24 protein-coding genes are annotated in these 24,566 nt (G+C 63.3%); 14 read left to right on the top strand and 10 right to left on the bottom strand.

The genetic code is table 11. The features are described from left to right. The first annotated feature begins 505 nt into the window (after window positions 1-505). On the top strand, window positions 506-934 hold the full coding sequence (locus AC0L3H_RS30425) for a CBS domain-containing protein (RefSeq protein ID WP_091600429.1): 429 nt from the start codon (window positions 506-508) through the stop codon (window positions 932-934). A 205-nt stretch (window positions 935-1,139) separates the two neighbouring features. Here AC0L3H_RS30425 and AC0L3H_RS30420 read toward each other — a convergent pair whose 3' ends face one another. Beyond that, window positions 1,140-1,919, bottom strand: a complete 780-nt coding sequence (locus AC0L3H_RS30420) for an alpha/beta fold hydrolase (RefSeq protein WP_473494276.1) — start codon at window positions 1,917-1,919, stop codon at window positions 1,140-1,142. A gap of 134 nt (window positions 1,920-2,053) precedes the next feature. Here AC0L3H_RS30420 and AC0L3H_RS30415 point away from each other — a divergent pair, with 134 nt between their 5' ends. From AC0L3H_RS30415 to AC0L3H_RS30395, 5 genes are all read left to right on the top strand, one after another. Beyond that, window positions 2,054-2,983: a LysR family transcriptional regulator gene (locus AC0L3H_RS30415; RefSeq protein WP_473587932.1), complete on the top strand. Its 930-nt coding sequence runs from the start codon at window positions 2,054-2,056 to the stop codon at window positions 2,981-2,983. Between the two features lie 256 nt (window positions 2,984-3,239). Further along, the gene (locus AC0L3H_RS30410) at window positions 3,240-4,400 is read left to right on the top strand and encodes an efflux RND transporter periplasmic adaptor subunit (RefSeq protein ID WP_473510693.1); all 1,161 of its coding nucleotides are present in this window, start codon (window positions 3,240-3,242) and stop codon (window positions 4,398-4,400) included. After that, the gene (locus AC0L3H_RS30405; protein ID WP_473587931.1) at window positions 4,400-7,531 is read left to right on the top strand and encodes an efflux RND transporter permease subunit; all 3,132 of its coding nucleotides are present in this window, start codon (window positions 4,400-4,402) and stop codon (window positions 7,529-7,531) included. The genes AC0L3H_RS30410 and AC0L3H_RS30405 overlap by 1 nt, the downstream gene beginning before the upstream one ends. 347 nt (window positions 7,532-7,878) lie before the next feature. Continuing rightward, complete coding sequence (locus AC0L3H_RS30400; RefSeq protein WP_473587930.1) at window positions 7,879-8,694, top strand: SDR family oxidoreductase; 816 nt, start codon at window positions 7,879-7,881, stop codon at window positions 8,692-8,694. 26 nt (window positions 8,695-8,720) lie between these two features. Then, on the top strand, window positions 8,721-9,215 hold the full coding sequence (locus tag AC0L3H_RS30395) for a MaoC family dehydratase (RefSeq protein ID WP_268929563.1): 495 nt from the start codon (window positions 8,721-8,723) through the stop codon (window positions 9,213-9,215). Window positions 9,216-9,220: 5 nt separating this feature from the next. Here the strand turns inward: AC0L3H_RS30395 and AC0L3H_RS30390 are convergent, their stop codons facing one another. Next, window positions 9,221-9,916, bottom strand: coding sequence for a hypothetical protein (locus AC0L3H_RS30390; RefSeq protein WP_473587929.1), 696 nt, complete (start codon window positions 9,914-9,916; stop codon window positions 9,221-9,223). A gap of 212 nt (window positions 9,917-10,128) precedes the next feature. Between AC0L3H_RS30390 and AC0L3H_RS30385 the strand changes: the two genes are divergently transcribed. Together AC0L3H_RS30385 and AC0L3H_RS30380 are read left to right on the top strand one after the other, a co-directional pair. Beyond that, window positions 10,129-10,773, top strand: a complete 645-nt coding sequence (locus AC0L3H_RS30385; RefSeq protein ID WP_128173541.1) for a TetR/AcrR family transcriptional regulator — start codon at window positions 10,129-10,131, stop codon at window positions 10,771-10,773. Between the two features lie 231 nt (window positions 10,774-11,004). After that, on the top strand, window positions 11,005-11,250 hold the full coding sequence (locus tag AC0L3H_RS30380; RefSeq protein WP_128169934.1) for a DUF680 domain-containing protein: 246 nt from the start codon (window positions 11,005-11,007) through the stop codon (window positions 11,248-11,250). A gap of 83 nt (window positions 11,251-11,333) precedes the next feature. Here the strand turns inward: AC0L3H_RS30380 and AC0L3H_RS30375 are convergent, their stop codons facing one another. The 5 genes from AC0L3H_RS30375 to AC0L3H_RS30355 all read right to left on the bottom strand — a co-directional run bounded on the left by AC0L3H_RS30375 (window position 11,334) and on the right by AC0L3H_RS30355 (window position 16,814). Further along, window positions 11,334-11,564, bottom strand: coding sequence for a hypothetical protein (locus AC0L3H_RS30375; RefSeq protein ID WP_473587928.1), 231 nt, complete (start codon window positions 11,562-11,564; stop codon window positions 11,334-11,336). A 50-nt stretch (window positions 11,565-11,614) separates the two neighbouring features. Continuing rightward, window positions 11,615-12,196 (bottom strand): sarcosine oxidase subunit gamma, encoded by a 582-nt coding sequence (locus tag AC0L3H_RS30370; protein WP_473587927.1) that lies wholly within the window; start codon window positions 12,194-12,196, stop codon window positions 11,615-11,617. Continuing rightward, entirely contained in the window at window positions 12,189-15,179 is a 2,991-nt protein-coding gene (locus AC0L3H_RS30365) for a sarcosine oxidase subunit alpha (protein WP_473587926.1), read from the bottom strand. Before AC0L3H_RS30365 ends, AC0L3H_RS30370 begins: the two co-directional genes overlap by 8 nt. Continuing rightward, complete coding sequence (locus AC0L3H_RS30360) at window positions 15,176-15,472, bottom strand: sarcosine oxidase subunit delta (RefSeq protein ID WP_023797525.1); 297 nt, start codon at window positions 15,470-15,472, stop codon at window positions 15,176-15,178. The genes AC0L3H_RS30365 and AC0L3H_RS30360 overlap by 4 nt, the downstream gene beginning before the upstream one ends. Before the next feature lie 88 nt (window positions 15,473-15,560). Further along, complete coding sequence (locus AC0L3H_RS30355; protein WP_473587925.1) at window positions 15,561-16,814, bottom strand: sarcosine oxidase subunit beta; 1,254 nt, start codon at window positions 16,812-16,814, stop codon at window positions 15,561-15,563. Window positions 16,815-17,074: 260 nt separating this feature from the next. On the opposite strand from AC0L3H_RS30355, the gene AC0L3H_RS30350 reads away from it, so the two are divergent. Both AC0L3H_RS30350 and AC0L3H_RS30345 read left to right on the top strand, forming a co-directional pair. Further along, on the top strand, window positions 17,075-17,833 hold the full coding sequence (locus AC0L3H_RS30350; protein WP_473587924.1) for an SDR family oxidoreductase: 759 nt from the start codon (window positions 17,075-17,077) through the stop codon (window positions 17,831-17,833). An 83-nt stretch (window positions 17,834-17,916) separates the two neighbouring features. Further along, entirely contained in the window at window positions 17,917-18,306 is a 390-nt protein-coding gene (locus AC0L3H_RS30345) for an SET domain-containing protein (RefSeq protein WP_473587923.1), read from the top strand. A gap of 52 nt (window positions 18,307-18,358) precedes the next feature. Here AC0L3H_RS30345 and AC0L3H_RS30340 read toward each other — a convergent pair whose 3' ends face one another. Together AC0L3H_RS30340 and AC0L3H_RS30335 are read right to left on the bottom strand one after the other, a co-directional pair. Further along, window positions 18,359-18,823: a DUF6766 family protein gene (locus tag AC0L3H_RS30340; protein WP_473587922.1), complete on the bottom strand. Its 465-nt coding sequence runs from the start codon at window positions 18,821-18,823 to the stop codon at window positions 18,359-18,361. Continuing rightward, window positions 18,810-19,319 (bottom strand): ferritin-like domain-containing protein, encoded by a 510-nt coding sequence (locus AC0L3H_RS30335; protein WP_287059709.1) that lies wholly within the window; start codon window positions 19,317-19,319, stop codon window positions 18,810-18,812. The genes AC0L3H_RS30340 and AC0L3H_RS30335 overlap by 14 nt, the downstream gene beginning before the upstream one ends. Before the next feature lie 404 nt (window positions 19,320-19,723). Between AC0L3H_RS30335 and rpsU the strand changes: the two genes are divergently transcribed. From rpsU to AC0L3H_RS30315, 4 genes are all read left to right on the top strand, one after another. Then, window positions 19,724-19,996 (top strand): 30S ribosomal protein S21, encoded by a 273-nt coding sequence (gene rpsU, locus AC0L3H_RS30330; RefSeq protein WP_023675331.1) that lies wholly within the window; start codon window positions 19,724-19,726, stop codon window positions 19,994-19,996. Window positions 19,997-20,149: 153 nt separating this feature from the next. Next, window positions 20,150-20,995 carry a tetratricopeptide repeat protein gene (locus AC0L3H_RS30325; protein WP_473587921.1) on the top strand — a complete coding sequence of 282 codons (846 nt, stop codon included), beginning with the start codon at window positions 20,150-20,152 and terminating at the stop codon, window positions 20,993-20,995. Between the two features lie 151 nt (window positions 20,996-21,146). Beyond that, the gene (locus tag AC0L3H_RS30320; RefSeq protein ID WP_287077006.1) at window positions 21,147-21,620 is read left to right on the top strand and encodes a DUF992 domain-containing protein; all 474 of its coding nucleotides are present in this window, start codon (window positions 21,147-21,149) and stop codon (window positions 21,618-21,620) included. Between the two features lie 277 nt (window positions 21,621-21,897). After that, window positions 21,898-23,334, top strand: a complete 1,437-nt coding sequence (locus AC0L3H_RS30315; RefSeq protein WP_473587920.1) for an MFS transporter — start codon at window positions 21,898-21,900, stop codon at window positions 23,332-23,334. On the opposite strand, the gene coaBC is transcribed toward AC0L3H_RS30315, so the two are convergent. Then, window positions 23,331-24,548 (bottom strand): bifunctional phosphopantothenoylcysteine decarboxylase/phosphopantothenate--cysteine ligase CoaBC, encoded by a 1,218-nt coding sequence (gene coaBC / locus AC0L3H_RS30310; RefSeq protein WP_473587919.1) that lies wholly within the window; start codon window positions 24,546-24,548, stop codon window positions 23,331-23,333. The two genes, AC0L3H_RS30315 and coaBC, sit on opposite strands and share 4 nt — an antisense overlap. Window positions 24,549-24,566 lie beyond the last annotated feature (18 nt).

The raw sequence follows: 24,566 nt of genomic DNA, 5'->3' as shown, positions 1-24,566 counted from the left end.
TCGTCGCCAGCGGCGCGCCGCCCTCGTTGGTGAGGCGTATATAGTCGGCGCCCATCCAAAGTGTCAACAACGATTTCAATCTTTTTTGCGGAGAACTGTTACGCTTTTGGCGTCTCAGTTCAGGGGCGCCCTACACCATGTCTTAGGTGCGATTTGTTACCTATGTCTCCGCGCGGGACCCGGCGGAGGAACCGTCTCCCGTCCTTCCACCCTATATGGGAACAAAACGGGAAGCTTCAAGGGTCACGCCGCCCATGTCCGGTCTGCAAGGCGGTATTTACGGCAAACGGGACCGGAGCCCGATGGTTCCGGCTGATATCTATGGCGGCGCGGCCAAACGGCTGGAACCATTCGGCCCGGCTGTTAGTTCCATCAGCGAAGAACGAGGCCGCCGAGCGAGCGTCGCAGCGCGACAGGCCTGAGGCCCTCAATACGTCTTCCAGACCAATCTCGCTCGACGACTGCCGGCGTTGTGCCGTTCTGGGCGCGAACAGGGAGATTCACCATGAAAGTCGCTGAGATAATGACCCCCAACGTTCATCTCGCCAGTCCTGGCGAGTCGTTGCAGAAAATCGCGAAACGCATGGCGGTTGACGATGTCGGATTCCTGCCAGTCGGAGAAAACGACCGACTCGTCGGAACGATCACCGATCGTGACATCGTCGTGCGTGCGGTCGCCGAGGGCAAGGACGGCAATGCCACGGTCCGCGACGTAATGACCAAGGATGTCAAATACTGCTTCGAGGACGAAGATATCGAGCACGTCGCCCAGAATATGGGTGACATCCAGGTCAGGCGGTTGCCTGTCCTCAATCGCGACAAGCGCCTGGTGGGCGTGGTCTCGCTCGCGGACGCGGTGCTGAAGGAAGATCCGGCAACCGCCGGAATCGCGATGTCCGGTGTCGTCGTACCCGGCGGCGCACACGCGACGTAAAGCGCTCTGCCCGGCTGCGTGGTCAAACTGAGTTCAGCGGCGCATTAGCGCTGTCGCGTCTCAAAGCGACGGCTCGACCGAGCCGTAAATCAGGCCTTCCTGTCATAATGCCGGGGACGTCGATGACGCTCCCGGCTGCTCCAGTATCTTTGCACGTTTCCCACTTGCGCTCTTGGCCGTGGCTCAGAGCTACGTTGGGGCGATGTCAGTTCGGTGCCGCCGCGGTATCGCCCGGCACCACACCCTTGGCAGCCTGTTCGATGACGTCGGCTACGGCCTGTGGCTGGGTAAGGAATACCACATGGCTGCCTTTGACCTCGGTGGTGACCGCCCCGATACGATCGGCGGTGCTCCGAAGCAGTTCGGGCGCAATAGCGCCGTCCTCAGTCGCGACAACGTACCAGCTTGGCTTGGTCTTCCACGCCGCCGTCGTCACCTTGGCCTCAAGCGCCTTCATAGCGATCGGCACTTGGGAGTCGCGCAGGAATGCGGCATCGGCATCCTTGGTATCCCCAGCAAAGCCGGCCTTAAACGTCTCAATCTTCAGGAACGCGAAGCCATCGGGCTGCACGTCAGGCTGAAAGTTCGGCGGCGGAGGAATTTCGGCATATTGGTCCAGCGTGGATTGACCGACATCTGGAGCGAAGGCAGCGACATAGACGAGGCCCGCAACATTGGCAGCGTTGCCGGCTTCTGTAATTACCGTGCCACCGTAGGAATGACCGACGAGGATGGCTGGCCCATCCTGCCGGGCGAGCACGCGACGCGTTGCGGCGACATCGTCTTCGAACGACGTGAGCGGATTCTGGACGATCGAGACTTTGTAGCCACGACTTGTTAGTTGGTCGTAGACGCCTCGCCATCCAGCTCCGTCGGCAAAGGCGCCGTGGACGAGAACGACGTTGCGGAGCGGCGCGCTTTGTGCGTCGGCAGCAGTTACCGAAAGCGTCAGCGCACCGACGGCGATCGCTAGGGATTTGATCATGGCAGTTCTCCAGTTGGTTTTGCTGTTGATAGGACAATCATGATCTACCCTGACGGACCTGACTTGATTACCGAGCGGAGTCGGACATCAATGTCTCAAAATGAGAGACAATCCGAACTTGCTGGAGGACTCATATGCTGCGCGACTTCAGCGATACGGTCGCTTTCGTAAAGGTGGTGCAGGAAGGGAGCTTCACAGCGGCAGCGCACGTGCTCAAGGTGCCGAAGACACGGGTCAGCCGGAAGGTGCAGGAGCTGGAATCCAGACTGCGGACACAACTGCTGAATCGGACAACCCGCAGCCTGAAGCTGACTGAAGCGGGAGCGGTATATTTCCAGCACTGCGAACGAGTGGTGAAGAATCTGGAGGATGCGGAGAACGCAGTGGCGGAGTTGCAGCAACATCCGCGCGGATGGCTTCGGATTGCCGCCTCGTACTGGCTGGCAACTCGCGTCCTCGCTCCGCTGCTCACCGAGTTTCGCCGCTTCTATCCAGAGGTGTTCCCGCAATTGCTTCTTGGGCACGAGGTCGTCGACCTTGTCGCCAAGGACATAGACATCGCTTTCCGGCTCCAGGAAGGCACCCTGCCCGATTCCACGCTCACGGCTCGGCGGCTCGGCGCATTGCCGATGGGTATCTATGGGGCCCCGACCTACCTGGAACGTGCGGGGACGCCACAGCATCCATCGGAGCTGACGGAACATGCCTGTCTGTTGACAGAGTTCTATTTCAATCGTCCGGCAGTAGAATGGCCCCTATCGAGCGGCGGCGAGCGGTTTCAGTTCAAAGTACGAGCAGTGGCCGTTGCCAGCGATCCTGAGGCTCTTCACGGGTTCCTGCTGGAGGGAGTTGGTCTGTTCATGACCAACCATGTGCGCGTCAAGTCGGACGTTGCCGCTGGGAAACTGGTTCGTGTTCTACCCGAGTGGGCAGGGCCCGAACCAACCCTCTATGCGATCCGGCCTGGAGGCGGCGTTCAGCCCCCCAAAGTTAAAGCATTTTTGGACTTTCTCATTCCGCGGCTCGATTTGAAGAGGATTGACAGCAAAGCGAGTCACATCTGAAGTCGATCCTGCCTGCCATGCGCTTCTTCCACCGCAACGATTGTTTCAAACTGACCACTACCCCATTGGCTCAGCCGGCTGAGCCAGTTTGACTCAAGCGTAGGCCCTATCAACGTTACACCGATTTAATGTGCAAGCGAGCGGGAGAATTGCCATAAAGCTTTGATATCGACGGGCCATCCCCTGTGTCGGAGGGTGCTGTCGCGTCTACTTCAGCTTGGGAAGCGTAGACGGGATCTTGCCAACCGGAGTGCCGATGGCCGCCTGGAAACAGATCGTTTTTTCACTTGTGATCCTCGTCGCGGCCGCGGCCGCCTGGGTTCGCTTTTTTCCAGGCGCGCCGGATGTGCTGGCGCGCTGGGGCATCGAATGGGCTGATGCCGCGACGCCTCCGACAGCGACGAGCGCCGTCGACAACGCCGGGCAAGCGGGCCGCCGCAGCGACGCCGGCCAACTGGCGACTATCGTCGCATTGCCGGCGGCCACGGCCGTCATCAATGATCGCCTGCGGGCAATCGGCACCGGCCGAGCCTACGCCTCGGTGACGGTCAATCCCTACAGTTCAGGCCGCCTGGTCGAATTTCTGGTCGAGTCCGGCGCCCATGTCGAAAAAGGACAGATCATTGCCACCCTCGATTCCGACACCGAGGTGATCGCACAGGACCGCGCAAAGGTTGCCTTGCAGGACGCGCAGGCCAAGCTCGACCGGGTCAAATCGTTGCGGGCTTCCAACGCTGCGACGGCGGTCTCCGTTGCCGATGCCGAGGTGGTGCTGGCCAATGCCAAGCTGGCGCTTCGCGATGCGGAACTGGCCTTGCAGCGCCGCTCGATCGTCGCGCCGATTGCCGGCGTCGTCGGCATCCTGCCGATATCAGCCGGCAACTATGTGACCAGCCAGTCGGCGGTTGCCACCCTTGACGACCGCTCCAGCATACTGGTCGAATTCTGGGTGCCGGAGCGCTTCGCCGCCGTCGTCAAAGTCGGCGCGCAATTGTCGGCGACGCCAATCGCCAACCCAAACAAAGCCTATACCGGCACGGTCTCCGCCATCGACAACCACATCGATGAAGCCAGCCGTACCCTTCTGGTCAAGGCAAAGATCGCCAATCCGGCCGATTCGCTGCGTGCCGGCATGTCCTTCCAGATCACCATGAAGTTCCCCGGCGACAGCTATCCTGCGGTCAGTCCGCTGGCGATACAATGGGGTTCGGACGGCGCCTATATCTGGACCATCGTGGACGGCAAGGCCAAGCGGGTTGCGGTGCGCATCATCCAGCGCAACACTGAGACCGTGCTGATCGATGCCCCGATCGTCAGCGGCGACATGGTGGTGACCGAGGGCACCCAGAGTGTCAGCGAAGGCGGCGAGGTCCGCATCGCCGGCGAACAACTGCGCGCCGCGGACGCCGACGGCTGATGACCGCAACCAACAACGCAGCCAGCGACACAGGATTCACCGCGCTGTTCATCCGCAGGCCGGTGATGGCCTTCGTTTTGAACACGCTGATCGCGGTCGCCGGCCTTGCTGCCTTTTACGGTGTCGAAATCCGCGAACTGCCGGATGTCGATCGCGCCGTCGTCACCGTCAACACGACCTTTGAAGGCGCTGCAGCCGAGACCGTCGACCGCGAATTGACCGACGTGATTGAGGGCGCGGTCGCCCGCGTCTCTGGTGTGAAGTCGATCTCGTCCACCTCGTCCTTCGGCACAAGCCGCGTCACCATCGAATTCAACGACGGCGTCGACCTCGACGTCGCCGCCTCCGATGTGCGCGATGGCGTCGGCCGCGTCGCCGACCAGATGCCGGATACGGCGGATGCGCCTCGCATCGTCAAGGCCGATGCCAATTCCGAGCCGGTGATGCGGCTGGCTGTCACCTCCGACACCATGTCGGTGCAGGACATGACGGTGCTGGTCCAGGACCAGATCGAGGACGAGCTTGCCGCGGTGCCTGGCGTAGCCGACGTCCAGGTCTATGGCGACCGCGACAAGATATTTCGCATCGATGTCGATCAGAACAAGCTCGCCGGCCTGGGCTTCACCGTCGCCGACCTGAGGACAGCGCTGGCCTCGGTCGCTTTCGATTCGCCTGCCGGCTCGATCACCACGACCAACCAGGATCTGATCGTGCGTCCGACGGCGGACGTGACCACGCCGGAGGAGTTCGAAAACATCATCATCGGCGGCACGACCCGCATCCGCGACGTCGCCACCGTCACGCTCGGCCCCGACATCGGTCAGACCACATTGCGTTCGAACGGCAAGACCGGCATCGGTCTTGGCATCATCCGCCAGGCGGAATCGAACACCCTGGATATTTCGACCGGCGTCAGGGCCGCCGTCGCCGCGCTGCAGGCGGATCTGCCTCAGGGCATGTCGATCAAGGTCACCAGCGACGATGCGGTCTTCGTCAACGGCGCGGTGCATGAGGTCGAGATCGCACTCGGCCTGTCCGTCTCCATCGTGCTGATCGTCATCTATGTGTTTCTCCTCGACTGGCGCGCGACGCTCATTCCTGGGCTTGCGATGCCGGTCGCCATGATCGGGACGATCGCCGCCATCTATCTTGCCGGCTTCTCGGTCAACATATTGACGCTGCTGGCCCTGGTGCTGGCGACGGGCCTGGTCGTCGACGACGCCATCGTTGTTCTGGAAAATATCGTGCGACGACGCAACGAAGGCATGGGGCCACGCGCCGCGGCCGTGCTTGGCGCCCAGGAAGTGTTCTTCGCCGTCATCGCCACGACGCTGACGCTGGTCGCCGTCTTCGTGCCGATCTCCTTCCTGCCCGGCCAGACCGGCGGCCTGTTTCGCGAATTCGGCTTCGTTCTCGCCATATCGGTGCTTCTGTCCGCCGTCGTGGCGCTGACCCTTTGTCCGATGCTTGCCTCGCGCATGCTGTCGGTCGCGCCGCTTCATCACGAAGGCGGCAGCGGCATCGGCGCCCGGATCGGCGGCGCGCTGAACAGGCTCTACCGGCGCTGCCTGCGCACCTGCCTCGATGCGCCGTGGATCGTGCTCCTGGTCGCGCTGCTGTTTGCAGCCACCGCCTTCACGCTGTTCGGCACGATTCGCCAGGAACTGACGCCGACCGAGGATCGTGCCGTCGTGCTCATGCGCGTCGACGCGCCGCAAGGCGTCAGCCTCGACTACACGACGCAGCAGATGCAGAAGATCGAAAAACTGATCGAGCCGCTGCGCGATTCCGGCGAAATCCGCAATACGTTCGAGAGCGCCGGCCGCAACGGCGCCTACAATGCCGGGTTCATGGTGATGACGCTGGCGCCATGGGACGAGCGCACCCGCAGCCAGCAGCAGATCATGGCCGACATCAGACGGCTCACCCGGCAGGTGCCGAGCGTGCGCGTCTTTCCGATGCAGCCCAACAGCCTCGGGATTCGCGGCGCCGGCAACGGCCTGCAGTTCGCGCTGGTCGGCAACAACCGTGCGGCGCTCGGCGACGCTGCGGTGAAGATCATCGCCGATATGCAGAAGGACGCCCGCTTCCAGTCGCCCCGGCTCTCCGTCGACCCGACGCAGCCCCAGCTTTCCGTCGCCATCGACCGCGAGCGCGCTTCCGACCTCGGCATCGACATCACCAGGCTGGCCGATTCCTTCCAGGCCATGCTCGACGGCAATGATGTCGTCGACGTCTATATCGCCGATCGCAGCTACGGCGTGAAGCTCGTCTCGACGACCAACCCGATCAATGATCCGACCGATTTGGAGAACATCTTCCTGAAGACGGCCGACGGCCGCTTCGTGCCGATGTCGACCATCGCCACTTTGACCGAGCGCGCCGTACCGCCCTCGCTGACCCGCGAGCAGCAGCAGCCGTCGGTGGCGATCACCTCCAACCTCAGCGGTGATTTCGCGCTCGGCCAGGCGCTCGCCCGCGCCGAGGCAATCGCCACGCCGCTTCTGCCGTCGGGCAGCCGCATCGTCCCGTTGGCCGAGGCGGCAACACTGGGCGAGACCAACAGCGCCATGATCACCATCTTCGGTTTCTCGCTGGTCATCATCCTTTTGGTGCTCGCCGCCCAATTCGAGAGTTTCGTCAGCGCGGTCATCATCATGGCGACGGTGCCGCTCGGCCTTGCCTGCGCGATCTTTGCCCTTTTGCTCAGCGGTACCAGCCTCAACGCCTACAGCCAGATCGGCCTGGTGCTCCTGGTCGGCGTCATGGCCAAGAACGGCATCCTGATCGTCGAGTTCGCCAATCAGTTGCGCGACCGCGGGCTCGGCGTGCGCGAGGCGATCGAGCAGGCCTCCACCATAAGGCTGCGGCCGGTGATGATGACAATGATCTGCACCGTGCTCGGCGGCGTGCCGCTGGTGCTGGCGAGCGGCGCCGGCGCCGAGGCGCGCATCGCGCTTGGCTGGGTGATCGTCGGCGGTCTGGGCCTGGCCACCGTCTCGACGCTGTTCCTGACACCGGTCGCCTATCTCCTGCTCGGCCGCTTCGTCACGCCGAAGGTGGAAGAGGCATCGCGGCTGAAACGCGAGCTCGAACAAGCCGCCTACACCAATGTCGAGCCGGCTGAGTAGGCAGGACAATCGCTTCAGCTTAGGCTGGTGACCGCTCATTCCGAGCGTTTGCGTTGCCCCTCATCTGCCTGCCGGCATCCTCTGCCCGTATAGGGACGGGGAGAGGGCCTCTCGTCACCGGTTTCGCCAATCACCGGCGTCGCAAGAAGGGCGCCGGCGTTGCGATCAGGTCCTTCTCCCCGTCACTATGCGGGGAGAAGTGCCCGGCAGGGCGACAAGGGGCGGCGCCGACTTCAACAAGTTGATCTCCAATACAAACTGGGCACTATCATTTGCCTGAAGAGATTTGCGGCCCTGACCATGGCAGCCTTTTGCTGGGCGAGGCGCGGGCGCGCGGAGGAATTGCGATGAGCTATCTGGACGAGCTGTTTTCGGTGGCCGGCAAGACCGCGCTGGTGACCGGGGCTGCGACCGGCATCGGCCGCATGGCGGCGACCGCTTTGGTCAGGGCCGGCGCCACCGTGATGATCGCCTCGCGCAAGGGTGAGGACTGCATCAGGGTTGCCGATGACCTGAACGGCCTCGGCGGCACCGGCCGGGCCGAGGGCTTTGCCGGCGATGTCTCCAGCGAGGCTGGCATCGCGGCGCTGGTCGACGAGGTCAAGGCGCGGACCGAGCGGCTGAACATCCTGGTCAACAATGCTGGCGTCTCCTGGGGGGCGCCGCTGGAAAGTTTTCCCTACCATGCCTGGGCCAGGGTGTTCGGCGTCAACGTCACTGCGGTCTTCCAACTGACGCGCGAGCTTCTGCCGCTGCTCGACGCCGCCGCCAGCGATGCCGATCCGGCCCGGGTGATCAATCTGGGTTCGGTGATGGGCACGCAGCCGCTGGCCGACGACGCTTACTCCTACTCTGCCTCGAAGGCTGCTGTTCATCATCTGACGCGCACCTTGGCGATCGAGTTCGCCGCCCGCCGTATCACCGTCAATGCCTTCGCCCCCGGTCCCTTCCAGAGCCGGATGACTGCCTTCGCCACCGCGAGCGAGGACCAGGCCAAGCATATCGGCGGCCATGTACCGATCGGCCGCATCGGCGCGCCGGATGACATTGCCGGCGCAACGCTCTATTTGTGCAGCCGTGCCGGCAGCTATATCACCGGCGCCATCCTGCCGATCGATGGCGGACAGTCGGTGCAGCACGGGCTGACACTGTTCAAGGAATGAAGCCGCTCGCGCTCCGGACGGTTGAAATGGAGGACATCAGCGTGGAACCGATCAGTCTCGATGTGCTTCTGGCCAGCGTCGGCAAGGAGGTCGGCGTGTCGCCGTGGCGGGTGGTCTCGCAGCGCATGATCGACCAGTTCGCCGACGCCACCGACGACCACCAGTTCATCCATTGCGACCCGGAGCGCGCCAAGCGCGAGACGCCGTTCGGTGGCACCATCGCGCATGGTTTTCTGTCGCTTTCGCTTTTATCGGCGATGACCTTCGAGACCATGCCGCCGCTCGAAAACAGCAAGATGGGCGTCAACCATGGTTTTGACTCGCTGCGCTTCCTGGCGCCGGTGAAGACCGGCGCGCGCATCCGCACCCGTTTCGTGCTGGCCGACGTCAAGGTCAGGCCGTCGGGCTGGGTGCAGACCGCGCATGACGTGACGATCGAGATCGAGGGCTCGAAAAAGCCGGCGCTGACCGCGCGCTGGCTGACGCTGACATTGATCGAGCGCGAGCCAGAAGCGGCCTGAACGGCTCAACGAACCTCGCCAGAGATCATCTTCATGTGCCGGCCGACCCGCAGGGCAATGTAGACGACCAGTGCGCAACCGATCGGAAACACGATCTCGTTGAGGCCGGTTGTGATCGCCCGCGGCAATTCAAGCGCAACGCCGTTCGCCGCGGCCGTCTCAATCGTCAGCACCGTGATTCCGCCGCCGAACACCGCGCCTATCGCGGTGCCTGCCAGCGCAAAATGGAGCGGACGGGGTTTTTCCTTCGACGCCAGCGAGGCCAGGATCCAGCCGAGCAGGCCATATTCGATCGCCCGCAGCACGCCCAGCGTGGTGAGCGAGAGGGTGGCCCGTTTTGTGGCCGCATCAAGAGCAGTTACCATGACCTTTTGCGACCCCTTGGCGATGGCCATCGCCAGTGGTGCCGAGATTGCAGCGATCAGGCCGCCGAGCGAGGCTCGTACCTTGGCGATCGCCGTGCCGAGGCTGAGACCGGCGCAGACGAAGAACGCCCACGTCACGCCTTGCGCCAATTCGATCAGGATCAGGGTGGTAGCCGGGTGAGAACCCGCTGCAAGCCTGCCAGCCAGAGTAAGCGCCTCCATGGCGAATCCGAGCGCGATCGCCAACCATGCAACCATGACCACCCGCCTGAGTGCCAGCATGGCATCGTGAGAAAGTGGATCTGCGTTTGGCGCAACGGAAGAAAGCTCGGTCATGGTCATCTCGCCCTAGCAACAAAATCTCTTGGCCGGGCCGCAGCTAACCTCTGGTTGTAACAGTCCGATGTCGCGTCGTTCTGCCCGGGTAACATTTGTGATCGATGTTTGGGCGAAAATGGCTGAGAAGGACGCCGATTTTTGACCGCGCCTTGTCCGATTCCGTACAGCGTATATAATTTAGCCAGCCACAAACAGAAGGCAGGCGAAAATTGCCGCTCAGCGTCCAGACACGCCGCGAGAAACAAAAGGCCGAACTGCGCTCCGAACTTGTCGACGCCGCGCACAAGCTCGTCCAGGAAGAAGGCTATGAAGGCCTCACCATCCGCAAGCTGGCCAAGCGTGTCGGCTATGCGCCGATGTCGGTCTATTCCTATTTTGCCGACAAGCAGGACATCTTGTTCGCGTTGGCCGAGGACGCGTTCAAGACTCTGGCAAAGCGTATCGAGGATCACCCGGCCGACGATCCGATCGAGGCGCTGCAAGTGGTGATGACCGAATATGCGGCCTTCGGCCTTGGCAACCCCAACGAGTATCGCACGATATTCATGACCGAGAAGGTCAAGCCCCCGGAAGGCAGGACCTTCGCCGAGATGCAGGAGGGCAACCCGTTGATGAAGGTGCTGATCAAGAGGGTCGAAGCCTGCGTGGCCGCCGGCAGGCTGAAGGGCGATCCGCGCGCCATCGCCACCATGCTGTGGGCGGTCGGCCACGGCACGATCTCGCTGCTGATCACCTTTCCCTTCTATCCGTTCGGCGACCAGCAGGCTTTCGTCAAGCGGATGTGCGACTTCACGCTTGCCGCTCTGGCCACGCAGGACGTGCCGCCGCTGACCGAGACGCCGGTCAACTGCTGAAGGGTTTTGTTCGGTTTCGGATAGCTGACAGGCAAGCGAAACAGGGCGAAGGCCTGGGGAATCAATCTATGCGTGTAGGACCCGGTGGCTGGGATCGCGACCCGGCGGGCTAGCGCCACGCTCAAAATTGCGTACATGTACAATTTCCGACTTGAACTTCATATTCGCCGGTCGTATATGTACGCTATGTCGTACATGTACAAATCCAGTCATCCAGCCCGGAGACGGACCATGAAAAAGACAATCCTCACCGTCGCGGCAGTGCTTGCATTCTCGGGCGCTGCCTTCGCCGACCAGAGTCAGCCTGGCAAACAGGCGCCGGCCGCGGCCTGCGCCGACACCGGCATCAAGCTCGATTGCGGCGCGACCGGATCGGTCGAGAAGGCAGGCGCGGCCACCCACAAGGGCTCAACGGAAAGCAAGGACCCGCGGCTCGGCATCGACATCGACCCGTGGATCGTGCCCAGCACGTTCTGACGTTCGAAACAAAAGCGACGACAGGAAATCCTGACCGCCTGCTCTCGTGGCCGGCGACCCGGCTCGCCGGAGCCTGATGAATGTTATTTCCTGCGCTTCTTCATTCCGGCCACGATCTTGGCCTTGCCAGGTCTTGCAGGAGCGCCGGGAATCGAAGTCCCGGTGATCGACACCGGATCGCTGGCCGGAAACGTGTCCTCGAGCCCTTCCTCGAGTTCCTCTTCAATGTTTGGTTCTTTGTGCTGCTCGTGTTCGAACGAGCGCACGGCCGGCGTCTTCTGAGCCGCTGGATTCGACGCGGATTTCGACGGCATCGACATTCTCCCCGACTTGCTCCGGCAAACGGTCGAGCCCAGCGAATATCCTAAGCCGCTGCGTCGCCGGCCGCCTCCGACAGGAAAGTAAAGACATAATCGGAAAAAGAGCGCCAGCATTCAACCCGGAACGCGTCGGCTGCGATGCGCAATAGCACGATCTCGGCCTTGCCCAGGATGGTGCGCGAGGCCGCGCCCACCGGAAAGACGTCCAGCGACAGATCCTGCGGACAGCCTGAATTGATCGTCGCCGCCGCCGCTGGACCGATAACCGAGATGGCGACGTTGCGATGCGAGATGCCGACTGCCGAATGCAGCACTGTGACCTCGGCGCAATCGGCGAGCGGGTCTTTTCCCACCCCGTCGATGACCAGCCATTCGTCCGGCCCAAGCCACAATGCCGTGCGCCCGGCCTTTGCCGCCGAGGTTTTGGGCTTCCGCGGCAGGTTCACTCCAAGCGCCTTCGAAAGCGCCGCGACCGAGGCGTCCGGCGCGCGCAGCGAAATACGCTGCGCCGGCGGCAACACAGCAAGCGTAACGCCGGTTACGGAAAGCTCCTGACCGGCGAGAGCCGGGCGGCGTTCGACCGACGGCGCAGCGGCGGCAGATTCCTTCGCGGCAGCCTTAGCCATTGAGGCGCTCCCCCTTGTCGTCAAAGAACACCATGCCGGTGACCTCCACCTCGATCGTCGCATCGGGCATCGGCACGTAGAGCGTCTCGCCCATCCGGTCGCGGCCGCCGGCAACCAGGGCCAGCGCAATCGAGCGGCCGCAATTTTCCGACCAGTAGCTCGAGGTGACATGGCCGATCATCGTCATCGGGATCGCCTGTTTCGGATCGCCGACGATTTGCGCGCCTTCTTCCAGCACCACTTTTGGGTCTTTGGTCTTCAGGCCGACAAGCTGCTTGCGGCCCTTGGCGACCAGGTCGGGCCGAGCCATGCCCCTGATACCAACGAAATCGGTCTTCTTCTTGCCGACCGCCCAGTCGAGTCCGGCATCGTTTGGCGTCACCGTGCCGTCGGTGTCCTGGCCGACGATGATGTAACCCTTTTCGGCACGCAGCACGTGCATCGCTTCGGTACCGTAGGCACAGGCGCCGTGCTTCTGGCCCTCGGTCCACAGCGCTTCCCAGACGGCCTGGCCGTAGTCGGCCGGCACATTGACCTCGAAGCCGCGCTCGCCGGTGAACGACATCCGGAACAGCCTTGTCGGCACGCCGCAAATCCTGCCCTCGCGCACCGACATATGCGGCAGCGCTCCATCCGACATGTCGATGCCCTCGACCAGCGGCGCTATGATCTCCCGGGACTTCGGTCCCTGCACGGCGATCACCGCCCACTGCTCGGTGGTCGAGGTCAGCCAGACGTTGAGATGCGGAAACTCGGTCTGGAGGTAATCCTCCATATGGTTCATGACGCGCGGCGCACCGCCCGTCGTCGTCGTCACATGGAAGCGGTCGGCTGCAAGCCTGCCAACGACACCGTCGTCATAGATGAAACCATCCTCGCGCAGCATGATGCCATAGCGGCAGCGGCCGGGCTCCAGTTTCTCCCACGGATTGGTATAGAGCAGTTCCATGAACTTCGCCGCATCCGGCCCGACCACCTCGATCTTGCCCAGCGTCGAGGCGTCGAACAGGCCGGCCGTCTTGCGCACCGTAACACACTCGCGATCGACCGCGGCGTGCATGTCCTCGCCTGCTTTGGGAAAATACCAGGCGCGCTTCCATTGGCCGACATCCTCGAACACCGCACCTTGAGCCTCGGCCCACGGATGGATCGCCGTCTTGCGGGTCGGGTCGAAGAGCGGACCCCGCGCGTGCCCGACGATCGAACCGAAGGTCACCGGCGTGTAAGGCGCCCGGAACGTCGTCAGGCCGACTTGCGGGATCGGCTTGCCCAGCGTCTCGGCGGCGATCGCCAGACCGTGCATGTTCGAGGTCTTGCCCTGGTCGGTCGCCATGCCATTGGTGGTGAAGCGCTTGACGTGCTCGATCGAGCGCATGCCTTCATGCACCGCCTGGCGGATGTCCTTGGCGGTGACGTCGTTCTGGAAGTCGACGAAGGCTTTTACCGTCGTGTCCGGCCCGGCGCCGGGCGCCGCGCCCAGCATGCCACGCGACCAACTCTCGCTGGCGTCAACCTTCGGCTTGGCGCCGGCATTCTTGACGCCCGCATTCTTCGCCGCTTTGGCGCCCGCCGCATAGGCCTCGTCGATCGTCGCCGACAGCCCGTCGGTGCCGTTGCAGGCGCCGACCGAGACGCAATCCTGGGCGTAGGTGCCGGGCACGAAACGCTTGGTCTCGTCGTTGAAGGCGAGCTTGCCGCGCGATTGCGAGAACAGATGCACCGACGGTGTCCAGCCGGCCGACATCAGGATCGCGTCGACCGGGATGGTGCGCTCGCCGCCGCCATTCTTCGGCTGCACGGTCATCGACGAGACGCGCAATTTGCCGCCGGCGCGGATCACCGCGCGGCCGAAATTGACCTCGATGCCGAGCGCCCTCGCCTCGTCGATCACCGATCCGGTCGGGTTGTCGCGCAGGTCGACTATCGCCGCCACGCCGACACCGGCCTTCTTCAGGTCGATCGCCGCCGCATAGGCGGAATCATTGGCCGTATAGACGCCGACATTCCTGCCGACCGCGACGCCAAAATGGTTGAGATAGGTGCGCGCCGCCGACGCCAGCATGATGCCTGGCCGGTCGTTGTCGGCAAACACCATGTGCCGCTCGATGGCACCGGTCGCCAGCACGACGCGTTTGGCACGGACCTGCCACAGCCGCTCGCGCGGCAGCTCGCGGCCGGCATTCTTTAGATGGTCGCTGACGCGCTCAACCAGCCCGACGAAATTCTGCGCGTAATAGCCGAAGGCCGTGGTGCGCGACAGCACGCGGACATTGTCCATGGCCCTGAGCGTCGCGACTGCGCCTTGCGCCCAGGCAAAACCGTCCTGGCCGTCGATCCTGGCGCCGCTTTCGAAGCGCAGGCTGCCGCCGAAATCCACCTGCTCGTCGGCAAGGATGACGCGTACGCCGGTTTCGGCCGCGGCAAGTGCCGCGGCGATGCCGGCAGCACCGCCGCCCAGCACCAGCACGTCGCAATGTGCGAAACGCGCCGAATAGTGGTCGGGATCCGGCTGGTCGGGAGCGATGCCAAGCCCTGCCGCAGCCCTGATCCTGGGCTCGTAAAAGTTTTTCCAGGCGGACTTCGGCCACATGAAGGTCTTGTAGTAGAAGCCCGCCGAAAGCAGCGGCGAGGCGATGTCGCCGAGCGCGCTGACGTCGAAGGCGAGCGACGGCCAGCGGTTCTGCGACTGTGCCGTCAGCCCGTCATAAAGCTCCTGCACGGTGGCGCGGACATTTGGCGTCTTGCGCGCCGCGTCGCGCTTGATCTCAATCAGCGCGTTGGGCTCTTCCGCCCCGGCGGACAGGAAGCCGCGCGGCCGGTGATATTTGAACGAACGGCCGACCAGATGGACGCCGTTGGCGAGCAGCGCCGAGGCCAGCGTTTCGCCTTCGACGCCGGCATAGGACTGGCCGTCGAAGCTGAACCGCGCGGTCTCTGCCTGCTTGAGGCGCCCGGCGCCGGGAATGCGGAACGTCGCGATCATTCGGAGGCTCCCGGCAGCTTCGCCGGCTTCGGCTCGCCGGCCTTATAGGTCATCAGGAACCTGTCGCTGACGGTGTCACGCACGGCATTGAAGAACCGCGCGCAGCCATGCATGTGCCGCCAGCGCTCATAGATGATGCCTTTGGGATTCGAGCGGATGAAGAAGAACTTTTCGAAATCGTCGTCGCTTGTCGCGGCCATATCCGCCGAACGCGCGATATGTGCCTCGCCGGCGTTGCGGAATTCGAGTTCCGGACGCTCTTCCTCGCAATAGGGGCAGCGGATGAGAAGCATGGTTGTTCCTACAATTCGCCGTGGCCGACGCAGGCGCCGGCGGGTTGATCGCAAAGCCTCTGGCCCAACATCACAAAGCGGGCCATCATCAGTGTGCCACCGCCGCCGCCGCCGCCTCGTCGATCAGGCGGCCGGTGCGGAAGCGCTCGATGGTGAAGGGGGCGTTGATCGGGTGCGGATCGTCCCTGGCGATGGTGTGGGCAAAGACATGGCCCGAGCCCGGCGTCGCCTTGAAGCCGCCCGTGCCCCAGCCGCAATTGACATAGAGGCCGGGCACCGGCGTCTTGGCCAGGATCGGCGAGCGGTCGGGCGTCACGTCGACGATGCCGCCCCACGAGCGCAGCATCTTCATGCGCGTGAACATCGGGAACATCTCGCAGATGGCGTCGAGCGTGTGCTGCAGGATGTGCAGGCCGCCGGTCTGCGAATAGGAGATATATTGGTCGGTACCGGCGCCGATGACCAGTTCGCCCTTGTCGGACTGCGAGATATAGGCGTGCACCGTGTTCGACATCACCACGCAGGGGAAGACCGGCTTGACCGGCTCGGAAACCAGCGCCTGCAGCGGATAGCTTTCCAGCGGCATCCGCACGCCGGCCATGTTCATGATGACCGACGAATGGCCGGCGGCAACGACGCCGACTTTTTTGGCGCCGATGAAGCCGCGCGTCGTCTCGACGCCGGTGACCGAACCGTTCGGCGCCCGCTTGACGCCGGTGACCTCGCAATTCTGGATGATGTGGACGCCGCGCGCCGAGGCACCGCGCGCATAGCCCCAGGCGACCGCATCGTGGCGGGCGGTGCCGCCGCGACGCTGCAGGGTCGCGCCCATCACCGGATAGCGGGCATCGCGCGAAATGTTGAGCGGCGGGCAGAATTCCTTGGCGGCTTCCGGCGTCAGCCATTCATTGTCGATGCCGTTCAGACGGTTGGCATGGACGTGGCGTTTCAAGACCTGGATGTCGTGCACATTGTGGGCCAGCATCATGACGCCGCGCGGCGAATACATGACGTTGTAGTTGAGCTCCTGGCTGAGCCCGTCCCACAGCTTCAGCGCGTGGTCGTAGATGCCGGCGCTCTCGTCATAAAGATAGTTGGAGCGGATGATGGTGGTGTTGCGGCCGGTATTGCCGCCGCCGAGCCAGCCCTTTTCCAGCACCGCGACATTGGTGATGCCGTGCACCGTGGCGAGATAATAGGCGGTGGCCAGGCCATGGCCGCCGGCGCCGACGATGATGACGTCGTACTCCTTCATCGGCTCTGATGAGGACCACTGTTCCTCCCAGCCCTTGTGGCCGCGCATGGCCTCGCGGGCGATGGCGAATACCGAATATTTCTTCAACGTTCCAGCCTCGCAGATAGCGGCCGGACATCCAATCGAGCCCCGGCGCGCGAGGTGTATCACTAGCGAAACAGCGCTGCCACCCTTGCGCTGTTTGCGACGGCGCTTGCCGTTTTGCGCCACGGCCAAAAAGACCTGTCGAGCAACGAGCCGAACGACGCATCCGGACGCCTTCAGGTATCGGGTGGCTCGTGCCGCCTCGATCTGCGACCAAGCATCCGATTGCCGGCGAAAGCTGGCGCGAAAGAAGGATGCAAAAAATGCTCGCACTCGCCAACAAGATCGCCATCGTCACCGGCGCCAGTTCCGGCATCGGCCGCGCCACCGCAAAACTCTTTGCCGAGGCTGGTGCAAAGCTGTTCGTTGCTGCCCGCCGCCAGGCGGAGCTGGACGTGCTCGTCGCCGAAATTGAGGACGCCGACGGCACCGCCATTGCGCTTGCTGGCGACATCCGCGACGAAGCTTATGCCAAAGCCCTTGTCGACCTGGCCGTCGAGAAATTCGGCGGGCTGGATATCGCCTTCAACAACGCCGGCTCGACCGGCAAGATAGGTCCAATCTCGGAGCTGTCGCTGGAAGGCTGGCGAGAGACGCTTGACACCAACCTGACCAGCGCCTTTCTCGGCGCGAAATATCAGGTGCCGGCGATGGTCGAACGCGGCGGCGGTTCGCTGATCTTCACCTCTACCTTCGTCGGCCATACCGTCGGCATGCCCGGCATGACCAGCTATGCCGCAAGCAAAGCCGGGCTGATCGGATTGACGCAGGTGCTTGCCGCCGAATATGGCGCCAAAGGCGTGCGGGTCAACGCGCTGCTGCCGGGCGGCACCGACACGCCTTCGGCAACGTTCAAGACACCTGAATCGCGAGCCTTCGTCGAAAACCTGCATGCCTTGAAGCGCGTCGCCGAGCCTGAGGAGATCGCCCGCTCGGCGCTCTATCTGGCTTCCGACGCATCGAGCTTCACCACCGGAACCGCGCTGTTTGCTGATGGCGGGGTCTCGATCAATCGGACGTGAGGCAATGTCGCAAAAGCGGTCTTGCTTTCCAATGCGATTTGGCGATTTCTTCGGACACTTTTGTTCGAAGACGGGCCTAAAACATGCTGCTGATCAGGACCTACATCGCTGCTAGCTCAATCCAGGGCGTCGGCGTGTTCGCCGCCGAGCCGATCAGGAAGGGAGCGTCGATCTGGCGGCTCGATCCGGATTTCGACCGGCTGATCCCGATCGAAAAATATAGGACGGCGCCGCCCCACCTCAGGGAATTGCTCGACAGATATGCCTATCCAAGCCCGGACCGGCCCGGATTCATCGTCTATGAGGTCGACAATGGCCGCTTCATGAACCATTCCGAAAGGCCGAACACGGATTTTTCGCAGTATGGCGGGGCAACCGCGATCCGCGACATAGCGGCTGGCGAGGAAATAACCTGCGACTACGGCGAGTTCTTCGAGGATTTCGAGCGGCTTCACCTGGCCACAGCATCATAGCGACCTGGTTGCGTTGTTGGATCAACGACCCGGAGCGATGATCGCCTCCGGGTCAATTTCCAACTCCCGGATTTAGGTGCCGGTGCGCGTGCGGCTCGTCAGTGTGGCGGCCGTCATACTGCAGGTCCAACTCGCGAATCGCTTCCTTGCCTTTCTTCGGGTCGACAAGGGTGAGAAGCGCGTCGATCTTAGCCTCCATACGGTCGGTACTCTCCTTCGATTGCGGCGAGCCGACGAAGAGCAGGAACGCCAGGCCGCCGACCTGCCAGAGCAGTTGCAGGAATTCCGACTGCCAGTTCTCAAGCGTGTCGCGGCTCATCTCGATCAGATAGCCGCCGAATTCGGGTGGCTGGCCGAGCGCTTGCTGCTCGTCGAGATAGGCGAACCAGCCGAAAACCCAGTGACCGACGATCGAGATGATGAAGAAGCCGAGGGTAATCCAGGCGTAGCTGTAGGCCCGCCACACCGAAGGCGGTCTCATCTTGGCCGCCGGCCTGTTGTCGTCATCGTTTGGCATAGTCGCTGTCCGACTCCGAGCGAGCCAGGAACTGCTCCGTCGTCGCGGGCAGCTTGTTTTTCAGCCACTCGGCCATTGCCTCTTCCTCACGCAGGTTCTGTTCGCAGGCCCGGGCGACTTCCGTTTCGCCGAGGGATTTTGCGGCTGCGATGAGGATCGTGTATGAGGCGATCTCCATATGCTCGAATGTGTAGCTCGCGAGTGAGCCCTTCATCACCTCGTCGCCGGCGAACACGCCGCTGAGGGACTGCGCCATCGCCAACAGCTTGCCGCCGGCGTCCTTCAGCGTCGACCTATCTTCGCCCAGTTGTTCCAGGCAGGTTCTGAGGCGCGCTGCTTGCCCCTTCGTCTCGTCGACATGCAGGCTGATGCGCTCACGGAGTTCGGGATAACTCTCCAGCCGGCTCAACTGGCCGTTCAGCATGGTTTCGGCCTGCTCCTCCATCGCATGCGCGTCCCTGAGCCACTGGACGAGCCATTCACGGGTTTCTGACATCGGTTTTCTCCTGTGCTTGCCTATGCGAAACAAACAATGGGCAACGAGCTTTGTTCCTTCGCTGATAGAGCCAGGGGGAGCGTTCTGCCGGATGGAGCCGCCAAAATTTATTTGTGGCGGGGAACGCCACTGATCGCTCACCGGTGCGGAGAGCGGCCCAGGTAAGCGAACCTACATCAGAAGTTGTAACTTCCTTGCTTTGCGCCGGCAGTTATGCTATCGATTGACCTATGGTGTGATTTGCGCCGACGACCCGCCGCTGAGGCGGGTTTTTCGTTTCGGCAGTGGACAGTGCGGCATGATTCTGCTATCAGCCGCCACAATTCGTGGTGTAGACCGCCGCGGAGGCAAGCGACTATGGCCACTTGCCTGTTGTTAACAAAACCCGAAAGACAGGATTGCCCGTGCAGGTACTCGTCCGCGACAACAATGTTGATCAGGCGCTTCGCGCGCTCAAGAAAAAGATGCAGCGCGAAGGCATCTTCCGCGAAATGAAGATGCGTGGACATTATGAGAAGCCCTCTGAGAAGCGCGCCCGCGAAAAGGCGGAAGCCGTTCGCCGCGCCCGCAAGCTGGCCCGCAAGCGCGCCCAGCGCGAAGGCCTGCTGCCGATGACGCCGCGCCCGGTGGCGGCTGGTGCCGCTGGTGCCGGCGCTCCGCGTCCGCCGCGGTTCTGACGCCAATTTTTCGTCCTTTTCGAAGGATACCCAAGGTGGCGCGATGCGAAATCGCCGCCACCTTTTTGTTTTGAATTCGACCAGCTCGCAGAGGGCCGGTACGGAGAGGGAACAGACCTGACGGCGCGGGCGGGCAGTGAGGACAGAGCAGACATGAACGCAATTAGCGTGGAGCGCAGAACCGCAATGCGCGGCTTCGCCCTGACGGCAGCCCTGCTTTCTGGCTTGGCGCTCGCCGGCTGCCAGACAGCCCCGACCGGCGAATTCACCAACATCGACAAGGCACAAGGGTCGGCCGAGAACATCTCCTCGCTGTCGGCTGTCATCCAGCGCAGTCCCCAGGATCCGGAAGGCTACAATGTGCGTGGCTCGGCCTATGGCCGCGGCGGCCAGTATCAGGCGGCGCTCAAGGATTTCAACACCGCCATCCAGCTCAATCCGAATTTCTACCAGGCCTATTCGAACCGCGCTCTCATCCAGCGTTTCCTCGGCGATCAGGCGACCGCGCTTGCCGACTACAACCGCTCGATCCAGATCAATCCCGACTATGACGCCGCCTATATCGGCCGCGGCAATCTCTACCGCAAAGCCAACCGCATCCAGGAAGCGTTCAACGATTTCCAGAAGGCGATCCAGCTCGACACGACAGACGCGCGCGCCTATCACAATCGCGGCCTGATCTATCAGAGCCAGGGCCAGCACGCTTTCGCCATCGAGGATTTCTCGACAGCCATCTCGCTGGCGCCGGACGCCGCCGATCCCTACAATGGCCGCGGCCTCTCCTATCTCGCCATGAACGACGAGGACAATGCCTTCGCCGACATCAACATGGCGATCAAGCTCGACGGCAAGAATGCCGAGGCCTGGTCCAACCAGGCGCTGATCTACGAGCGGCGCGGCGACAAGGCCAAGGCGGCAAAAGCCTATCGCGAGGCCGTGCGCCTCAGCCCCACCTACCAGCCGGCCAAGGACGGCCTGGCGCGCACCAGCACCGGCTGACCGACGACTTTTCGGCCTGATATGGCGGGCTTGCCATTTGGCATGGCTTCGAAACCTTCAACGACTGTCGCCTTGATCGCGCCAAGTTCTCGGCGGAACGCTCGGGACGCTTAGCCGTTGTTCAAGGCTATTCGCGAAAAGGACCCCTCCCATGATCAAGAAACTCGCCTGTGCCGCCGCCCTCGCCGCTACGGTTCTAGCCGCCCCTGCCAGCGCAGGGAGGCTGCAGCTCGGCGTGCTCGACTGCACCATCGACGGCGGCACCGGCTATATCGTGACATCCAACAAGGGCGTGGCCTGCACCTTTCGCCCTCATCATGGCGGTCCCCCGGAAGCCTATACCGGGGTCATTTCCAAGCTTGGCGTCGACGTCGGCAGGACCCACCAGGGCGAATTGATTTGGGCGGTTCTGGCGGCCACCCGCGACCGTGATGCCGGCGATCTTGCCGGCAGCTATTATGGCGTCAACGCCGAGGCCAGCGTGGTAACCGGCGGCGGCGCCAACCTTCTGGTCGGCGGGCTGAACAGCGCCTTCTCGCTGCAGCCTCTCAACGTACAGGCGCAGACCGGCGTCAACCTGGCAGTCGCCGTCACCTCACTGCAACTGATCCACTCTTTCAAATGAACGCCATAGCGTAGTTCTGCATGCGGCGCGGAACAGGATAGGACTGTTCCGCGCCGCACGACTTTGGGAACCGCCGTGCCAAGGAAGATCATCGCTGACGCCATAATCGCCAATCTTGACATCCCGCCTTCATCAGCACCCTCAGCGCACCCGCAAAAAAACCGCTTGAGCTCAACTGCGGTTGAGGTTTTACAACCCATCCCCGAAGTGCCATTTGGAGACGAAGAGCGCTCCACCATTTCTTTAATCGGCGTATACGAAAGTTCGGGAGGGCGGGGTGATCGAAACCAGCACAAACAGGGTCGACTGGCGGGCGCTGTGGGCGAGCGGCGATCTGGCGCGCTTCTGCTTCATCAGCCTCGGCATCCTGCTGCACGCCACCAACGAAACCATGGTGGCAACGGTGATGCCGGCGATGGTCGGCGAACTCGCCGGGGTTCAGCTGGTCGGCTGGTCGCTGGCGATCTACGAACTCGGCGCCATCGTCGCCGGCGCTGCCGCCGGACGGCTGGTGAGCTATGTCGCGCTGCGCACCAACATGATGGTCGCCGCCCTGCTCTACGCGGCCGGCGCACTGGTCTGCGCCATCGCGCCGTCCATGCCGCTGTTCCTGGTCGGGCGCCTGATCGAGGGTTTTGGCGGCGGCGCGCTGGTGTCGCTGGCCTTCGTCTCGGTCGAGCGGCTGTTTCCACGCGCCATCTGGCCGCAGCTTTTCGGCGTTATGTCGGCGATCTGGGGCGTCGCCGCCTTCAGCGGGCCGGTGCTCGGTGCGTTGATGACCGAATTGCTCTCCTGGCGCTGGGCTTTCGGCGTCTTCACCCTTGGCGGCACCGCCATGGCGTTGGCGAGCTTCATCGTGCTCGACACGCCCGAGGCGACCCGGCCGCGGTCGATCACTGGAACCGCGCCGCCCTTCCCCTTTGCCGCGCTCGGCTGCCTTGCCGTCAGCGTCGTGCTGATCGCCACGGCCGGTGTCGACATTGCCCTGATGCGCTCCTCCCTGCTGCTCATCCTCGGCCTGATTGGGCTCGCGCTGTTCGTCCGCATCGACGCGCTGAAGCCGGGCTCGCGGCTGTTCCCGTCGCGGCTGTTCTCCTGGCGCTCGCCGGTCGGCGCAGGCATGACCATGGTCGCCGCCTTTTCGGTGGCGACCTGTTCCTTCACCGTCTACGGGCCGCTGCTTCTGACCAGCCTGCATGGCATTCCGATCCTGACCACCGGTTATATCATCGCCGCCGAATCGATCGCCTGGTCGATCCTGTCGATCGTCGTCGCCAATGCGCCTCCGGAGCGGGAAAGACTGATCATCACCGGCGGCGCGCTGATGATCGCGGCCGGCATCGCCGGTTTCGCCTATGCCGTGCCGGCCGGTTCGATTCCGCTGATCCTGTTTTGCGCCTTGCTGCAGGGCGGCGGCTTTGGCATTGCCTGGCCCTTCGTCACACGCGTGATCGTCGCATCGGCCAGTGACGGCGAGCAGACGATCGCTTCCGCCGCCGTGCCGACGATGCAGCGCATCGGCTATGCGGTCGGTGCCGCATTGACCGGCATCGTCGCCAACGCCAGCGGTTTTTCCGAAGGCCTGAACCGTGAGGCGGCGGCGAATGTCGCCACCTGGCTGTTCCTCACCTTCGTGCCGCTCGGGATTCTGGGCTGCCTCGCCGCGCTGAGGATCTCGGGGCCGGCAGCCCGGCCACAGGAAGCAACCGGCTAGACAGTAATCGTCTTCAGTCGTTCGGCAATCAGGGCGGCGAGCCGCGTCGCCACCTCGTCCTTGCTCATCTCGGGCCATTCGTCGACACCGGCCTTCCAGACGATCCGCACCTTGTTACGGTCGCCGCCCATCACCCCGCTTTCGTGGGACACATCATTGGCGACGATGAAATCGGCGCCCTTTTTTCTGAGCTTGGCCTCGGCGTTGCGGACGAGATCCTGCGTTTCGGCGGCGAAGCCGACGACTAGGCTGGGCCGCTTCCTGTGATGGCCGACACCGGCAAGGATGTCAGGGTTTTCGACCATCTGCAGCGCCGGCGGCCCCTCGCCCGCCACCTTCTTGATCTTCTCGCCGGCCGAAGTCTCGCTGCGCCAGTCGGCAACCGCCGCGACGAACACAGCCGCGTCTGCCGGCAGCAGCTGTTCGACCGCGTCCTTCATCTCGTTGGCGGTTTCGACATGCAACGTGGTGACCTCAGCCGGATCGGCAATGCCGACCGGACCGGAGACGAGGCGCACATCGGCGCCCAGCCTTGCCAGCGCCGCCGCGATGGCATGGCCCTGCTTGCCGGACGAACGGTTGGCGATGTAGCGCACCGGGTCGATCGGCTCATGCGTCGGCCCTGAGGTGACGATGATCTTTCTGCCTGCCAGCGGCTTCGGACTGATGCCGAGCAGCGCCTCGATCGCAGCGACGATTTCCAGCGGCTCGGCCATGCGGCCTTCGCCCGCCTCGTTGCTCTCGGCCATTTCGCCCTTTGCCGGGCCGACGAATGCGACGCCGTCCTTCCGCAACGTCGCCCGGTTGCGCCGGGTCGCGGGATGCGACCACATTTTCGGGTTCATGGCGGGCGCCATCAGCACCGGCTTGTCGGTCGCAATGAGCACGGTCGAGGCAAGGTCGTTGGCATGGCCGTTGGCGAGCTTCGCCATCAGGTCGGCGGTAGCCGGCGCCACGACGACAAGATCGGCCTCGCGCGACAAGCGGATGTGGCCGACATCGTGCTCGTCATTGCGGTCGAACAAATCGGTGAAGACGTAGTCGGCCGACAGCGCCCCGACCGACAACGTGGTGACGAATTCCTGCGCCGCGGCAGTCATCACCACTCGAACGGCGGCGCCGCGCTCGCGCAGCCGGCGGATTAGGTCGAGTGCCTTGTAGGCGGCGATGCCGCCGCCGATGATGAGCAGGATGCGCTTGGCGGAGAGGGTCATGCCCAGTTCTTGTCCGAT

The organism is Mesorhizobium sp. WSM4816, assembly GCF_055811535.1.
The sequence above is the reverse complement of the archived record's forward strand: the minus strand, read 5'-3'. Positions and strand labels throughout refer to the sequence as shown.

What these genes read in the sequence shown, in the direction of transcription:
- AC0L3H_RS30360 (WP_023797525.1), bottom strand. Translation starts at nt 15,472, where the DNA reads ATGCTTCTCATCCGCTGCCCCTATTGCGAGGAAGAGCGTCCGGAACTC.
- AC0L3H_RS30325 (WP_473587921.1), top strand. Translation starts at nt 20,150, where the DNA reads ATGAACGCAATTAGCGTGGAGCGCAGAACCGCAATGCGCGGCTTCGCC.
- AC0L3H_RS30335 (WP_287059709.1), bottom strand. Translation starts at nt 19,319, where the DNA reads ATGTCAGAAACCCGTGAATGGCTCGTCCAGTGGCTCAGGGACGCGCAT.
- AC0L3H_RS30375 (WP_473587928.1), bottom strand. Translation starts at nt 11,564, where the DNA reads ATGCCGTCGAAATCCGCGTCGAATCCAGCGGCTCAGAAGACGCCGGCC.
- AC0L3H_RS30340 (WP_473587922.1), bottom strand. Translation starts at nt 18,823, where the DNA reads ATGCCAAACGATGACGACAACAGGCCGGCGGCCAAGATGAGACCGCCT.
- AC0L3H_RS30405 (WP_473587931.1), top strand. Translation starts at nt 4,400, where the DNA reads ATGACCGCAACCAACAACGCAGCCAGCGACACAGGATTCACCGCGCTG.
- AC0L3H_RS30350 (WP_473587924.1), top strand. Translation starts at nt 17,075, where the DNA reads ATGCTCGCACTCGCCAACAAGATCGCCATCGTCACCGGCGCCAGTTCC.
- AC0L3H_RS30320 (WP_287077006.1), top strand. Translation starts at nt 21,147, where the DNA reads ATGATCAAGAAACTCGCCTGTGCCGCCGCCCTCGCCGCTACGGTTCTA.
- AC0L3H_RS30420 (WP_473494276.1), bottom strand. Translation starts at nt 1,919, where the DNA reads ATGATCAAATCCCTAGCGATCGCCGTCGGTGCGCTGACGCTTTCGGTA.
- AC0L3H_RS30345 (WP_473587923.1), top strand. Translation starts at nt 17,917, where the DNA reads ATGCTGCTGATCAGGACCTACATCGCTGCTAGCTCAATCCAGGGCGTC.
- AC0L3H_RS30415 (WP_473587932.1), top strand. Translation starts at nt 2,054, where the DNA reads ATGCTGCGCGACTTCAGCGATACGGTCGCTTTCGTAAAGGTGGTGCAG.
- AC0L3H_RS30425 (WP_091600429.1), top strand. Translation starts at nt 506, where the DNA reads ATGAAAGTCGCTGAGATAATGACCCCCAACGTTCATCTCGCCAGTCCT.
- AC0L3H_RS30410 (WP_473510693.1), top strand. Translation starts at nt 3,240, where the DNA reads ATGGCCGCCTGGAAACAGATCGTTTTTTCACTTGTGATCCTCGTCGCG.
- AC0L3H_RS30390 (WP_473587929.1), bottom strand. Translation starts at nt 9,916, where the DNA reads ATGACCGAGCTTTCTTCCGTTGCGCCAAACGCAGATCCACTTTCTCAC.
- AC0L3H_RS30365 (WP_473587926.1), bottom strand. Translation starts at nt 15,179, where the DNA reads ATGATCGCGACGTTCCGCATTCCCGGCGCCGGGCGCCTCAAGCAGGCA.
- coaBC (WP_473587919.1), bottom strand. Translation starts at nt 24,548, where the DNA reads ATGACCCTCTCCGCCAAGCGCATCCTGCTCATCATCGGCGGCGGCATC.
- AC0L3H_RS30400 (WP_473587930.1), top strand. Translation starts at nt 7,879, where the DNA reads ATGAGCTATCTGGACGAGCTGTTTTCGGTGGCCGGCAAGACCGCGCTG.
- AC0L3H_RS30380 (WP_128169934.1), top strand. Translation starts at nt 11,005, where the DNA reads ATGAAAAAGACAATCCTCACCGTCGCGGCAGTGCTTGCATTCTCGGGC.
- AC0L3H_RS30370 (WP_473587927.1), bottom strand. Translation starts at nt 12,196, where the DNA reads ATGGCTAAGGCTGCCGCGAAGGAATCTGCCGCCGCTGCGCCGTCGGTC.
- AC0L3H_RS30395 (WP_268929563.1), top strand. Translation starts at nt 8,721, where the DNA reads ATGGAGGACATCAGCGTGGAACCGATCAGTCTCGATGTGCTTCTGGCC.